Source organism: Brevundimonas fluminis (genome assembly GCF_003934285.1).
GTDB classification, from domain to species: Bacteria; Pseudomonadota; Alphaproteobacteria; order Caulobacterales; family Caulobacteraceae; genus Brevundimonas; species Brevundimonas fluminis.
On sequence record NZ_RQWJ01000004.1, the window covers coordinates 350512 to 363161 of the forward strand.

13 protein-coding genes and 2 tRNA genes are annotated in these 12650 nt (G+C 71.9%); 5 read left to right on the forward strand and 10 right to left on the reverse strand.

Going from position 1 to position 12650, the window contains the following annotated elements; genetic code table 11:
• Nucleotides 1-14: 14 nt before the first annotated feature.
• Entirely contained in the window at nucleotides 15-1847 is a 1833-nt protein-coding gene (locus EFJ44_RS10670; protein WP_125257195.1) for an LVIVD repeat-containing protein, read from the forward strand.
• Nucleotides 1848-1915: 68 nt separating this feature from the next.
• Here EFJ44_RS10670 and EFJ44_RS10675 read toward each other — a convergent pair whose 3' ends face one another.
• The 9 genes from EFJ44_RS10675 to EFJ44_RS10715 form a co-directional block, all read right to left on the reverse strand.
• The gene (locus tag EFJ44_RS10675; RefSeq protein ID WP_125257196.1) at nucleotides 1916-2098 is read right to left on the reverse strand and encodes a DUF3606 domain-containing protein; all 183 of its coding nucleotides are present in this window, start codon (nucleotides 2096-2098) and stop codon (nucleotides 1916-1918) included.
• Between the two features lie 120 nt (nucleotides 2099-2218).
• Nucleotides 2219-3022, reverse strand: coding sequence for an MBL fold metallo-hydrolase (locus EFJ44_RS10680; protein WP_125257197.1), 804 nt, complete (start codon nucleotides 3020-3022; stop codon nucleotides 2219-2221).
• On the reverse strand, nucleotides 3019-3807 hold the full coding sequence (locus EFJ44_RS10685) for a TatD family hydrolase (protein ID WP_125257198.1): 789 nt from the start codon (nucleotides 3805-3807) through the stop codon (nucleotides 3019-3021). Before EFJ44_RS10685 ends, EFJ44_RS10680 begins: the two co-directional genes overlap by 4 nt.
• The gene (locus tag EFJ44_RS10690; protein ID WP_125257199.1) at nucleotides 3801-4784 is read right to left on the reverse strand and encodes a DNA polymerase III subunit delta'; all 984 of its coding nucleotides are present in this window, start codon (nucleotides 4782-4784) and stop codon (nucleotides 3801-3803) included. Before EFJ44_RS10690 ends, EFJ44_RS10685 begins: the two co-directional genes overlap by 7 nt.
• The gene (gene tmk, locus EFJ44_RS10695) at nucleotides 4781-5407 is read right to left on the reverse strand and encodes a dTMP kinase (protein ID WP_125257200.1); all 627 of its coding nucleotides are present in this window, start codon (nucleotides 5405-5407) and stop codon (nucleotides 4781-4783) included. The genes EFJ44_RS10690 and tmk overlap by 4 nt, the downstream gene beginning before the upstream one ends.
• Nucleotides 5408-5453: 46 nt before the next feature.
• Nucleotides 5454-5966, reverse strand: a complete 513-nt coding sequence (locus EFJ44_RS10700) for a septal ring lytic transglycosylase RlpA family protein (RefSeq protein WP_420897389.1) — start codon at nucleotides 5964-5966, stop codon at nucleotides 5454-5456.
• Nucleotides 5967-6082: 116 nt separating this feature from the next.
• The gene (locus EFJ44_RS10705) at nucleotides 6083-6640 is read right to left on the reverse strand and encodes a type 1 glutamine amidotransferase domain-containing protein (RefSeq protein WP_125257201.1); all 558 of its coding nucleotides are present in this window, start codon (nucleotides 6638-6640) and stop codon (nucleotides 6083-6085) included.
• Between the two features lie 58 nt (nucleotides 6641-6698).
• Nucleotides 6699-6788 (reverse strand) — tRNA-Ser (locus EFJ44_RS10710).
• Between the two features lie 40 nt (nucleotides 6789-6828).
• Nucleotides 6829-6920 (reverse strand) — tRNA-Ser (locus EFJ44_RS10715).
• A 127-nt stretch (nucleotides 6921-7047) separates the two neighbouring features.
• Here EFJ44_RS10715 and EFJ44_RS10720 point away from each other — a divergent pair.
• From EFJ44_RS10720 to EFJ44_RS10735, 4 genes are read left to right on the forward strand one after another with little or no spacing between them, the layout of a single operon-like run.
• The gene (locus tag EFJ44_RS10720; protein ID WP_125257202.1) at nucleotides 7048-8604 is read left to right on the forward strand and encodes an exopolysaccharide biosynthesis polyprenyl glycosylphosphotransferase; all 1557 of its coding nucleotides are present in this window, start codon (nucleotides 7048-7050) and stop codon (nucleotides 8602-8604) included.
• A gap of 1 nt (nucleotide 8605) precedes the next feature.
• A complete protein-coding gene (locus EFJ44_RS10725) occupies nucleotides 8606-10057 on the forward strand; it encodes a lipopolysaccharide biosynthesis protein (protein WP_125257203.1) in 1452 nt (483 codons plus the stop codon).
• A complete protein-coding gene (locus EFJ44_RS10730) occupies nucleotides 10054-10983 on the forward strand; it encodes a glycosyltransferase family 2 protein (RefSeq protein WP_125257204.1) in 930 nt (309 codons plus the stop codon). Before EFJ44_RS10725 ends, EFJ44_RS10730 begins: the two co-directional genes overlap by 4 nt.
• Nucleotide 10984: 1 nt before the next feature.
• On the forward strand, nucleotides 10985-11935 hold the full coding sequence (locus EFJ44_RS10735) for a glycosyltransferase family 2 protein (protein ID WP_125257205.1): 951 nt from the start codon (nucleotides 10985-10987) through the stop codon (nucleotides 11933-11935).
• Here the strand turns inward: EFJ44_RS10735 and EFJ44_RS10740 are convergent.
• Complete coding sequence (locus EFJ44_RS10740) at nucleotides 11916-12617, reverse strand: P-loop NTPase family protein (RefSeq protein ID WP_125257206.1); 702 nt, start codon at nucleotides 12615-12617, stop codon at nucleotides 11916-11918. The genes EFJ44_RS10735 and EFJ44_RS10740 overlap by 20 nt on opposite strands.
• Nucleotides 12618-12650: the final 33 nt, after the last annotated feature.

The following is a 12650-nucleotide window of genomic DNA, read 5'->3' on the forward strand; positions in this document are numbered from 1 at the left end:
CTGAAGGAGCGGCCATGTTCGTTCGCAAGACCCTGCTTTCCTCAGCCGCCGCCCTTGCGGTCCTGTCCGGCGCCGTCGCCGCCCAGGCCCAGCAGGCCTCGGTCCCCGTCGTCGCCGTCGACGAACGGACGCGCCTGTCGGACGGCATCATGGACGCCGGTCAGGCGGCGAAAGGCCTGGCGCTGGAGCATGCCGTCGCGCCTCCGCCCGGCTTCTTCGATCCGGCCATGATCTTCGCCCCGCCGACGACGCAGGAAGAGGGCCAGGCCCTCAACGCGCGCATCCAGGCCAGCCCGGACACCTTCAGCCCGCTCGCCCTGTCGAACACCGACATGGCGCTTTCAGGAAATCGCCTTTTCGTCGGCAACTTCAACGGCTTCAATGCCTATGACGTGTCGTCGGGCAAGCCGGAGCTGATCCTCTCGGTCGTCTGCCCGGGCGGGCAGGGCGACCTGTCGGTCCACGGCGACCTGCTGTTCATGTCGGTGGAAGAGAACCGCGGTCGCGTCGACTGCGGAGCCAGCGGGGCAGGGGGCGCGGTCAACGCCGAGCGTTTCCGCGGCGTGCGCATCTTCGACATCTCGGACCTGCAGAACCCGCGCCAGGTGGCGGCGGTCCAGACCTGCCGGGGGTCGCACACCCACACCCTGGTCCCGAGCTCTGATCCGAACGTCCTCTACGTCTACAACTCGGGCACCTCGGGCGTGCGCCGGGCCGAGGAGCTGTCGATCTGCTCGTCGGGCGAACCGGGCCGCAACGCCGACACGGCGCTGTACTCGATCGACGTCATCAAGGTGCCGCTGGACCGTCCGCAGGACGCCGCCATCGTCAATCGTCCGCGCATCTTCGCCGACGAGAACGGCCGCATCGACGGCCTCTGGACCGGTGGCCGCATCGGCGTGACCAGCCAGGAGACGGCCCAGACCAACCAGTGTCACGACATCACCGTCTTCCCGGGCATCAACCGGGCGGCCGGCGCGTGCGCGGGCAACGGCATCTTCCTGGACATCTCCGATCCGGAGAACCCGAAGCGCATTTCGGACCTGTTCGACCCGGACATGGCCTACTGGCACTCGGCGACGTTCGACAACACCGGCGACAAGATCGTCTTCACCGACGAGTGGAGCGGGGGCATCGGCGCCCGCTGCCAGCTTGAGGATCCCGCCACCTGGGGCGCCAACCTGATCGCCACCGTCGGCGGCGACGGCAAGCTGCGCGGCCGCGCGTTCCACAAGCTGCCGTCGGCGCAGAACGCCAGCGAGAACTGCGTCGCCCACAACGGCAACCTGATTCCGGTCCCGGGACGCGACCTGATGGTGCAGGCCTGGTACCAGGGCGGCATCTCCGTGATGGACTTCTCCGATCCGATGAAGCCGGTCGAAATCGCGTACTTCGACCGCGGCCCGCTGGACGCCGATCGGCTGATGGTGGGCGGTTCGTGGTCGGCCTACTGGTTCAACGGCCGCATCTATTCCAGCGAGATCGCGCGCGGCGTCGACGTTCTGAAGCTGGTGCCGTCCGACATGCTGTCGCCGGCAGAAATCGCCGCGGCCGAGGCGGTCCGGATGGACGTGATCAACCCGCAAACCCAGACGCGGGTCGAATGGGCCGACACGCCTGACGTGGCCATGTCCTACGTCGACCAGCTCACCCGCTCGGGCGCCGATGCGGCCCTGATGCGTGAAGCCAGGGCCGTGGTCGACGGCTGGCGGGCCGGCTCGGCCGACGCCGCCACCGCGGACGCCGTCGCGGCGCGTCTGACCGAGGCGGCGGGCGCACGCGGCGTCAGCGCGGTCGACGCCCGTCGCATGCGGGCGCTCGCCGGCGTGTTCGAGCGCATCGGCTAATCGGGTCGTCCTGACGACCAGCAGGCGGCGGGGAGGGCGCAGGTCCTTCCCGCCGTCGTCGTTCGGGCTCAGCGCTTCTTGCCCAGCTCCGCGGCGATGTCCCTGGTCAGGCGCCCGACCTTGCGGTGCGCCGCGGTGATCTGGTCGCGGGTCACGCCCCAGCGTTTCATCCAGTACTCGACGGCCTGACGTTCCGAGAGGTCGAGCCGCTCCTTGTCGATGAAGCCGCGTTTGTCCTTGAGACCGGCCATGAGTGCTCCTGTTCGCTGCGTCAGGAGGGTAGCCGCGCCGGCCCGGCGACGCGAGCGCACGACGGGACCAGCAGCCTCCCGTCATCGCCTAAGACATATTATGCGAAATCCGGTCAGGCTCTACGGAGCGACCACGGCGCTCCAGCCGTCATGGGCCACCTCGACGTTGGCCGGAACAAGCGCCGCCAGAACCTTGTAATCCATGTCGATATGGAGGTTCGTCAACACCGCGCGCTCCACCTCGGCCGCGGCTATCCACTCCAGCGCCCGGTCAAGATGACCGTGCGTGGGATGAGCCGTGAACCGCAAGGCGTCGACGATCCAGACCGCACTCCCGCGCACCGCGTCGAGCGCGGCCCCGTCAAGCTCGTCGACGTCGCTGGAATAGCTGATCGGTCCGCAGCGCACGCCGAGGCTGCGGATCGGCCCGTGCCCCTGATCGAAGGTCCGGACCGGCACCGGGCCGCCGGCGCCGTCGATCGTCCACGGCGCGCCGTGCGTCGGCAGGTCGCGGCACTCAAGGATCGCCGGATACCCCTGCACGCTTTCGAAGATGTAGCCGAACCGCGACGTCAGGGCCGCGCGGGTCGCGTCGTCCATCCAGGCCGGAATCCGCCGTCGCTTCCGCATAGCGAAGACCCGCAGGTCGTCGATGCCGTGCGTCTGGTCGGCGTGGTCGTGGGTGTAGATCACCCCGTCGACGTGGGTGATCCCGGCCGCCAGCGCCTGCTCCCTGAGGTCCGGGGAGGTGTCGATCAGCACGTTGGTGACGCCCTCGGCGCCCCGCCGCCGCACCAGGGCCGAGCAGCGCGTCCGCCGGTTCCTTGGTTCGGAGGGATCGCAGGCGCCCCAGTCGCCGTCGCCGCGCGGCACCCCGCCCGAAGAGCCGCAGCCCAGAATCACCACCTCCAGCGCGTCGCTCATGCGCCCGCCGGCCTCGGAATCCGGTCGAAAAGCGCGAAGAAGGCGTCGGTCGTGCGCGCCTCCGCCTCTTCCCGCGACCAGCCGCGAAGCTCCGCCAGCTTGTCGAGAACATGGATCACATAGGCCGGCTCGTTGCGCCGTCCCCGGTGCGGCACGGGCGCGAGGTACGGGCAGTCGGTTTCGACGATGATCCGGTCGGCCGGCATGTCCCGGATCACCGCGCGCACGTCCTCCGCCGCCTTGAAGGTGGCGATCCCTGAAACCGAGAACCAGGCCCCCATTTCGGCTGCGTCTTTCGCGAGTTCCGGCCCGGACGTGTAACAATGCATCAGGAGCTTGAAGGGCCCGTCCGCCATCTCTTCCCGCAGCACCCGGCCCATCGCGTCGTCGGCCTCGCGCGTATGCACCACGAGCGGCAGACCGGTGGCGCGAGCCGCCCGCGCATGCTGGCGGAAGACCGCTTCCTGGATGTTCCGTGGGCTGAGGTCGTAGTGGAAGTCGAGGCCGCACTCCCCTATTCCGACGACCTTTTTCAGCTTCGACAGCTCGACGAGTCGCGGGGCGGCCAGATCGGCGTAGTGCCGTGCCTCGTGCGGATGGACGCCGACCGTGCACCAGACGTCGTCGTGCGCCATGGCCAGAGCGTGCGTCGCCTCGAACGTCGACAGCCTGTCGGAGATCTCGACCATCAGGCCGACCCCCGCCGCGCGCGCGCGGGCGATGACCTCGTCACGGTCCTCGTCGAACTGCGGCGCATGCAGATTGACGTGGCTGTCGATCAGCATGCCCGGGCCTTGGTCCGCTCGAGATCGTTCAACGCGGACGCCAGCACCTCGCCGCGATCCAGGTTCAGGCCGGCCGCCCGGTCGGGCCACTCGGCCAGCCGGGTCCACAGATCCGCCCAGTCGGCGGCCCCCTCCCCGCCCGCCAGGGCGCGGTCGCGCACGGCGGCGGCCAGGTGATGCATCATGTCGTCGAAGCGGGCCGCGCCCTCCTGCCCGCGCAGGGAGCCCTGCAGGGCCAGGCGCTCGGACCGGTCCAGCGGGCCGGGCGCCCCGACCCAGCGACGCGCCAGCCGGTCGGCCGCCCGGGCGTCGTCGCCCACGGCCGCGAGCGCCGCGCCGGGCGATCCTCCCGACGCCGCCGCGACGGCCTGCGCCTCCGAGGCGTCCAGCCCGACGCGGTGCCGCAACATGTCGGCGACGGCGGCGTCCGTCCACGGCTTGAACACCAGACGACGACATCGCGAGCGGATCGTGGAGATCAGCCGGCCGGGCGCATGGCACACCAGCAGCAGCACGCCGTTGGGCGGGGGCTCCTCAAGGGTCTTCAGGATGGCGTTGGCGGCGTTGGCGTTCAGATCGTCGGCCGCGTCGATGACGGCGACGCGCCGTCCGGCCTGCGCCGGGCTCTTGGAGAAGAACTCGGGCAGGTCGCGCGCCTGGTCGACCGAGATGTTGCGCTTCGTCCGGCCACCCTCGACGGCGCGTTCCAGAACCAGCAGGTCCGGATGCGACTGGGCCGAGACCAGACGGCTGACCGGGTCCTCCGGCCGCGCCCCCAGAGGTCCCCGGGACGGGTCCGGCGCGGCGCCCAGCAGCCGTCGGGCCGCACGGTGGGCGAAGGTCGCCTTGCCGCGCCCTTCCGGTCCGCACAGCAGCCAGGCGTGGTGCAGCCGTCCTCGGTCAAGAGCGTCCAGGAAGGCGGTCTCGGCCTCGACGTCGGGCACGAGGTCGAACCGGTCGCGCGGGTGCTCGCTCACAGGCCCGCCGTCTCCACCGCCGCGCGCACGCGGGCGGCCACCGTTTCCACGTCGCCGTCGGCGTCGATCAGGCGGCATCGGTCCGGATGCGCGGCGGCGATCGTGCGAAAGGCCTCGGCCAGCCGGTCGTGGAACGCGCCGCCCTTGCCCTCGAAGCGGGTCTCCGCCGCCCCCCGGGCCAGCGCGCGCGACAGACCGCGCTCCGCCGGGAGGTCGAAGATCAGGGTCAGATCCGGCTGATCCGCGCCGACGACGGCCGAATCCAGCGACTCGACGAAGGCCGGGTCGACGCCGCCCGCCGCGCCCTGGTAGGCCCGCGTGGAATCGCTGAACCGATCGCAGACGACCCATTTGCCCGCCGCCAGGGCGGGGCGGATGACCGCGTTCAGGTGATCGTCGCGGGCCGCGAACATCAACAGGGTCTCGGTCATGGCGGACCAGTCGGCCGCGTCGCCCGAGACCACCAGCGCCCGGATGCGTTCGCCGCCGGGCGATCCGCCCGGCTCGCGCGTCAGGACGACCTCGTGGCCGCGTTCGCGCAGGACCTCGGCCAGCAGTCGGGCCTGGGTGGACTTGCCGGCCCCCTCCCCGCCTTCGAACGTGATGAACCGACCGCGCGACACCGGTCCTGTATGGCGGGCGCGGGCGGCGCGGCCAAGGCCCGCGACGTCAGAAAGCCGGGCTTTCCCCAGCGGCTTCGACGACCCGCGCCAGAACCTCGAACCCGGCTTCGGCCGCCGCGCGCTCGCGGCCCAATCGCGGCGCCCGTCCCAGGTAGCGCACCCGCACGCGGCCGACGCCGCGGTCCAGCAGTCCCAGCTCCCGCGCGGCGCCCCGCGACAGGTCGATGATCCGCCCGTCCACGAACGGCCCCCGGTCGTTGACGCGCAGGACCGCGCTCCGCCCGTTCTCGAGATTGGTCACCTCGACGAGCCCCGGCAGCGGCAGCGTCGTGTGCGCCGCGGTGAGGGCGTTCATGTCGAAGATCTCGCCCGTCGCCGTCGGGCGTCCGTCGAAGCGGTCGCCGTACCAGGAGGCCATGCCGACCTCCTCGTAGTCCGGGTCCTCCCGCGGGTGATACCAGCGCCCGCGGATCTGATAGGGCCGCATCGTCCCGCCGACGATCGGCGCGGGATCCCGCACCACGGGCGCGTTCGGCCCCCGGTTCGGGCCCATCCCCATCAGGGCGCACCCGGACGCCAGCGGCCCGATCGCCGCGAGCGTGAGAAGTCGAAGCGCCCTGCCCTGCATGGTCCGGCAGGATGCGGCCCGACCGTTTGAACCTGGTTAACGGGAGATCACCCCGCGTGCCGCCCTTCGCAGAACTCCTCGACCATCTTCGCGCAGAAGGCGGGCAGATCGTCGGGATTGCGGGAGGTGACCAGACCGTCGTCCACCACGACTTCCTCGTCGACCCACGTCGCCCCCGCATTTGATAGGTCGGACTTCAGCGACGGCCACGACGTCACCCGGCGGCCTTCCACGCCGCCGGCGTCGATCAGGGTCCAGGGACCATGACAGATCGCCGCGATCGGCTTGGACGCGTCCACGAAATCGCGGACGAAGGCGACCGCCTCGTCCTCCAGCCTCAGGGCGTCGGGGTTGATGACGCCGCCCGGCAGGACCAGCCCGTCGTAGTCGTCCGAAGACGCCTCCGACAGGGTGCGGTCCACCGGCGTCCGGTCGCCCTTGTCGTGATGGTTAAACCCCTGGATCGACCCGGATTTCGGCGAGACCACCTCCACCTCGGCGCCCGCCGCCTTCAGCGCCTCGACCGGCCGGGTCAGTTCGACCTGTTCGAACCCGTCGGTGGCCAGGACGGCGATCTTCTTTCCGGTCAATTTGCCTTGGGTCATGCAGCGCTCCTCTGCTGACGCGAAGAGAAGCCGCGACGGCCGAGGGCGTTCCGGAAAATGGCGGACAGGGTGGGATTCGAACCCACGGTGGGCTTCCACCCACGGCGGTTTTCAAGACCGCTGCCTTAAACCACTCGGCCACCTGTCCGGTCGCCGGCCAGGCGGGTGGCTGGAGGGCCGGAGGGATCTGGCGGAGACGGAGGGATTCGAACCCTCGGTACCGGTTACCCGGTACGACGATTTAGCAAACCGTTGCCTTCAGCCACTCGGCCACGTCTCCGGCAGACGGCGTCGATAGCGGAGGCGCGCGGGCGGCGCAACCGGCCCATTCCGGCAGGAGCATTAAGGGGATGGTCAGTCCCGATGTGACAGGGTTCGGCGACCCTGGAACCGGACCGACGGCCCGAATGACCCCGACCGCCGCCCTGCTCTCTCCCGCCGAACCGGACGACGCCGTCGCCGGGCCGTCGCTCGACGCCCGCGGCCTTCGCGAGATGGCGGAACGCGGCTTGGGCGAGGGGGCCGCCCGGCGAGGCCCCTTCCGCCCCGAAGTCTGGCTCAATGCACGCCAGCGGCACGCGGCGCGGCTGGCCGCCCACTACTTCCGCGCCATCGACGTCTCCGTGGTGTTGGCCGTGACCCTGCTGTGCGCCTGGGCCGGCTCGCCCACGGACCTGGCGCAGGCCACCGTGGCCGAGGCCGCGCCCTTCGGCGCCGGCGCCCTCGTGCTGCTGGCGCTGCTCAGATCGCTCGATCTGTACAGATTTCCTTCCGGCCGGCCCGCCGTGATGCATCTGGGGGCCCTGGCCGGGGTCGCCGCCGCGTCGACGCTGGTCGCGGTCGCCCTGGCCGTCGCGCTGGGCGGCGGCCCCCTCTCCGCCCTCGTCGTGTGGGGCGGCGTGTCGCTGGCGTCGCTCTACGGACTGCACCTCGTCTGGCTGGATCGGGTGGGCGCATGGCGTCGCTCGGGCGCCCTGACGCCCAACGTCGTCGTGGTCGGCGCGACGCGACATGCCGAGGCGCTGATCCGGGCCGCGCTGGAGCGGCGCGACGTCAACGTGCTGGGCGTGTTCGACGACCGTCTGGCCCGCAGCCCCGACGCCGTCGAGGGCGTCCCGGTGCTGGGCGATTCCGGGGCCCTCCTGAGTCACCGCATCCTGCCCTTCGTCGACCGCATCATGGTGGCCATCGATCCGAAGGCGGAGGCGCGTGTCCGGCACCTCATGGGCCGTCTGGGAAGCCTGCCGAACGAGGTGACCCTGCTGGTCGATCCCGTCCGCCCCGGCGACCGCGAGGACGCCCTGAATCGCCTCGCCGACAGCCGGCTGGCGCCGCTGAACGGCCGCAAGGACGACGACCGGCGCGCCTTCAACAAGCGGCTGCTGGACCTGACGGTCGGGGGACTCGCCTTCCTCGCGCTCCTGCCGGTGATGGCCCTGATCGCCGCGCTGGTGAAGCTGGACAGTCCCGGCCCCGCCCTGTTCCGCCAGCGCCGGCACGGCTTCAATCAGGAAGAGATCGTCGTCTGGAAATTCCGGACCATGAAGCATGCCAGCGCCGACGCCACGGCCAGCCGGCAGGTGACCCACGACGACGACCGCATCACCCGGCTGGGCCGGATCCTGCGCTCCACCAGCCTCGACGAGCTGCCGCAGTTGCTGAACGTCCTGACCGGCGAGATGAGCCTGGTCGGCCCCCGTCCTCACGCCGTCGGCATGAAGACCGGCCAGGTCGAGTCCGCGCGGCTGGTGGCCGACTACGCCCATCGCCACCGCATCAAGCCGGGCATGACGGGCTGGGCCGCCATCAAGGGCTCCCGCGGCCCGCTTCACTCCGCCCAGGACGTGCGCCGCCGCGTCCAGCTGGACGTCGAATACGTCGAACGCCAGTCGGTCTGGCTGGATCTTTGGATCATGCTCGTCACGGTCCCGGTCCTGCTCGGCGACCGCGCCGCGGTGCGCTGACGTGTTCTGGCGGGGCGTCTGGGGCTATCTTCCGGCCAACGTCGTGCAGGGCGTGGTCGGCTTCCTGGCCATCGTCCTGTTCACGCGCCTAATGTCGCCGGAAGAGTTCGGCCGCTACGCGCTCGCCTTCTCCGTCTTCACCCTCGCCCACGTCGCCGTCTTCACCTGGCTGGAGGCGGCCATGGCGCGCTTCTGGGCCGCGTCGAAGCCGGGCGCCGACCTGCAGGGGCATTTCGCGGGTCTGTACCGGACCGCCCTGCTGCTGACCGCGGCCTTCGTGCCTCTGGCCCTGCTCGCCGTCTGGCTCTGGCCCGCCGATCCTCTCTTCCGCATCGCCGTCGCGGTCGGTCTGATGGGCTGTCCGGTCCGTTGCCTCGTCAAGCTGGCGCAGGAGCGGCTGCGGGCGGAGGGCGAGGTTTCGAAATCCGCCGGCATCGACATGACGGTGACCGCCGCGGGTCTGCTGATCGGCGTCGGGTTCGCGCTCGGCGGCGCCGGCGGCGCGGCGCCCCTGCTGGGACTCGGCCTCGGCCCGCTGCTGGTCCTGCCGTTCGTTTTCCCGGGCGAATGGCGACGGGGACGCGGCGCGAGGCTCGATCCCACAAGGATGCGCGCCTACGCGGCTTACGGCTATCCGATCGCCGCGTCGCTGGCCCTGACCGTGGTCCTCGCTTCCACGGACCGCTTCCTGCTGGCCGTCTTCCTCGACGAGGCCGCCGTCGGCGCCTATCACGCCGGCTATTCGATCGCGAACAGGACGCTGGACGTGCTGTTCCTCTGGCTCGGCACGGCGGGGCAACCGGCGCTGGTCATGGCGCTGGAGCGCGGCGGGCGCGACCGACTGACGACCGCCGCCCGGGAGCAGCTCTCGACCTTTCTGCTGATAGGCCTGCCCGCAGCCGCGGGGGTCGCCCTGGTCGCCCGGCCGCTGGCGCAGGTGCTGATCGGCGAGGACCTGCGCGCCGACGCGGTCACGGTGACGCCGTGGATCGCCCTGTCGGCCCTGCTCTACGGCCTCACCGCCTACTACTTCGGGCAGGCCTTCACGCTCGGGCGCAAGACGACGGCGCTGCTGGGGGCCATGGCGATCCCCGCGCTGTTCAACGTCGTCCTCAACCTCATCCTCGTTCCCCGCTTCGGTCTCATCGGCGCGGCCTGGGCCACCACGGCGAGCTTCGGCATCGGCCTTGTCGCCACGCTGGCCCTGGGCCGTCGCGTCCTGCCCCTGCCCATGGCCTGGGAATCCCTGGCCCGCTGCGGCCTGGCGACGGCCGGCATGGCCGTCGTCGTGGCCGCGCTCCCGGCCATCGGGGGCTTCCCCGAACTGATCCTGAAGGCCGGCGCCGGCGGGGCCGTCTACGCCGCCCTGGCCCTGACGCTCAATGCGGCCGGCGTGCGCGACGTCGCCCTGTCCCTGATCGAACGGCGCAAGCGGGCGAGGGCGACGGCATGAGCCCCCGCGCGCGCATCGACGACAACGCCGCCTGGGGCCGGGCTTCGCCCCGTCTGTCGGTCCTCATCCCCTTCCTGCGCGACGACCCTTCACGGCTGATCGAGGCCCTGTCCGCCGTCCCGACGCCGGGCGCGGAACTGGTCCTGCTCGACGACGGCACCGGCGACGCGGATCTGGGCGAGCGCCTCAAGACCCGGGCCGGCGCCCTTCCCTTGCCGGTCCGCCTGATCACCCTGCCCGCCAACGAGGGACGGTCGCGCGGACGCAACCGGCTCGCGCAGGCGGCGCGGGGCCGGCATCTGCTGTTCCTCGATTCCGACATGCTGCCGGACGCGCCGACGTTCCTGTCGGACTGGCTGGCCCTGATCGACGCGGAGGATCCGGCCGTCGCCTTCGGCGGCTTCTCCCTGAAGCAGGCGCCGACCGACCCGCGCTTCGCCGTGCACCGGGCGATGGCCGAACGCTCCGAGACGCTGGACGCCGCCGCGCGGTCGCTGGCGCCCGAGAAGTACGTCTACACCTCCAACCTGCTGGTCCGCCGCGACGTGTTCGACGCCGAGGCCTTCGACCCCGCCTTCACCGGATGGGGCTGGGAGGACGTGGAATGGGCCATGCGCGCGTCGCGCCGCTGGTCCGTGCGGCACGTGGACGTGCCGGCCACGCACATGGGTCTGGACGAGACCGCCGCCCTCGCCGGCAAGTACGAGCAGTCGGCAGCCAATTTCGCGCGGGTCGTCGATCGCCATTTCGACGTGGTCTCGACCTACCCCAGCTATCGCGCCGCCCGCCGGCTCAAGCGCGTGCCGGGACTCGGAATGATCCGGCCATGGTTCCGGCGGCTGGCGCTCAGCGAGGCCGCGCCCGTCTCCGTCCGCGCCTTCTCCCTGCGCCTCTACCGCGCCGCCCTCTACGCGGATCGGGTGTGACGTGGCCCGCGTCGCCGTCGTCATCCCCACCCTGCGTCGCCCGGACAGCCTGGCCCGCGCGCTGCGCTCGACCTTCGCCCAGACCGGTCTTGAAGGGCACGAGGTCGAGGTCGTCGTGGTCGACAACGATCCTGCGGGCGCCGCCGCCGATCCCGTCAGGACCCTTCGCCCCGTCAGCCCGTTTCCGCTGACCTACGTCGCCGCGCCCCGCCCCGGCGTCGCGACGGCCCGGAACGCGGGCCTCGCGGCCACGACGGCCCCGCTGATCGCCTTCCTCGACGACGATCAGGAAGCCGCGGCCGGCTGGCTGGCGGCCCTGCTGTCGGCACAGGCGAGGACGGGCGCCGACGTGGTCTTCGGCCCCATCACCGGCGTGGCCGAGGGCGCACCGGAGTGGGCGCGGGCTCACCTCGACGCCTTCTTCGGTCGCGAAGGCCCCGACCACGACCGTCTGATCGACAAGCCCTGGGGCTGCGGCAACGCCCTGCTGGTCCGCGCCACCGCCCTGCCCGGCGACGCGCCCTTCGACGTCGCCGCCGACGAGCTGGGCGGAGAGGACGACGCCCTGTTCGCCCGGGTAAAGGCCGCCGGCGGCCGCTTCGGCTGGGCGGCAAGGGCGCGGGTGTCCGAGATCGCTCCGCCCCACCGCGCCACCATGGCCTACGCCCTGCGCCGCGCCTTCGCCTACGGTCAGGGTCCGAGCCAGGAGGCCCGCGCGCGCGGCGACTGGCCGGGTCTCCTCGGGTGGATGGCCGTCGGGGCCGTGCAGACCGCCGTCTGGGCCGCCGCGTCGGCCGGCCTGTGGCTGCTGCGCCGCCCGTCGCGCGCCCGGGCCATGGACCGAGCCGCCCGCGGCCTCGGCAAGGTGCTGTGGGCGCCGCTGTTCGAACCCAGATTCTATGGCGCCCGGGAGCTGGCCCGGCTGGAGCGCGTCAGCCGGTCAGACGGCTGAGGAAGCCGGGCGGCTTCCAGGCGGTGCGGTTCAGCACCACGCCGGCGATGCGGCCGCCGACGGCCTCGATCTCCTGGCGCAGCGCCGAAGCCTCGTCGGCGCCTGTGGATTCCGCCGCCACGACCAGCACGACCGCGTCCGCGAGCGGCGCGAGGACCAGCGCCGTGTCCGAGCGCTCGGCCGCCGGGCAGTCGACGACCACGATCTCGGCGTGTGGGCGGAGCGCGTTCCAGTAGGCCGGATCCGGCGAGGCCTCGACGCGCTGGCCGACCCGGATCGCCTCGGCGGCGAAGCGCGACACCCAGAGCCGTCCCCCGAGGCAGGACCGCGCCGTCAGCAGACGCGCCGGCGGCACGATCCGGCCGTCCCGGCTCTTCGCCGGGGGATGGACGTCGAAGAAGCACGAGCCGTCGGGCGAGGCGAACGCGGGACGGCTCAGGGTCCCGAACCGGTCGGGCGCCGCCGCCACGGCCTCCTGCTGGCCGGGCTGGTCCAGATCGGCGTCGATCAGCCAGACCGGCCGGCGCGCGCGGACCGCCGCCAGCCGCGCATACTCGCGCGAGACGGTCGAGGCGCCCTCCCCCGACAGGGCCGAGACGATCAGCACCATGCGGCCGCCGCGCGCGGGCGCGGGGCCGAGGGCGGACCACAGGGCGGCCATCTCGGAGGTCAGGTCGATCATCGAATCGCTGGAACGCTCGCGCACGACGCGAAG

Excerpts from the sequence above, each read along its gene's own strand:
- EFJ44_RS10705 (WP_125257201.1), bottom strand. The coding sequence starts at position 6,640 with ATGACCCAAGGCAAATTGACCGGAAAGAAGATCGCCGTCCTGGCCACC.
- EFJ44_RS10685 (WP_125257198.1), bottom strand. The coding sequence starts at position 3,807 with ATGCTGATCGACAGCCACGTCAATCTGCATGCGCCGCAGTTCGACGAG.
- EFJ44_RS10700 (WP_420897389.1), bottom strand. The coding sequence starts at position 5,966 with ATGGGGATGGGCCCGAACCGGGGGCCGAACGCGCCCGTGGTGCGGGAT.
- EFJ44_RS10680 (WP_125257197.1), bottom strand. The coding sequence starts at position 3,022 with ATGAGCGACGCGCTGGAGGTGGTGATTCTGGGCTGCGGCTCTTCGGGC.
- EFJ44_RS10720 (WP_125257202.1), top strand. The coding sequence starts at position 7,048 with ATGACCCCGACCGCCGCCCTGCTCTCTCCCGCCGAACCGGACGACGCC.
- EFJ44_RS10730 (WP_125257204.1), top strand. The coding sequence starts at position 10,054 with ATGAGCCCCCGCGCGCGCATCGACGACAACGCCGCCTGGGGCCGGGCT.
- EFJ44_RS10740 (WP_125257206.1), bottom strand. The coding sequence starts at position 12,617 with ATGATCGACCTGACCTCCGAGATGGCCGCCCTGTGGTCCGCCCTCGGC.
- EFJ44_RS10675 (WP_125257196.1), bottom strand. The coding sequence starts at position 2,098 with ATGGCCGGTCTCAAGGACAAACGCGGCTTCATCGACAAGGAGCGGCTC.
- EFJ44_RS10670 (WP_125257195.1), top strand. The coding sequence starts at position 15 with ATGTTCGTTCGCAAGACCCTGCTTTCCTCAGCCGCCGCCCTTGCGGTC.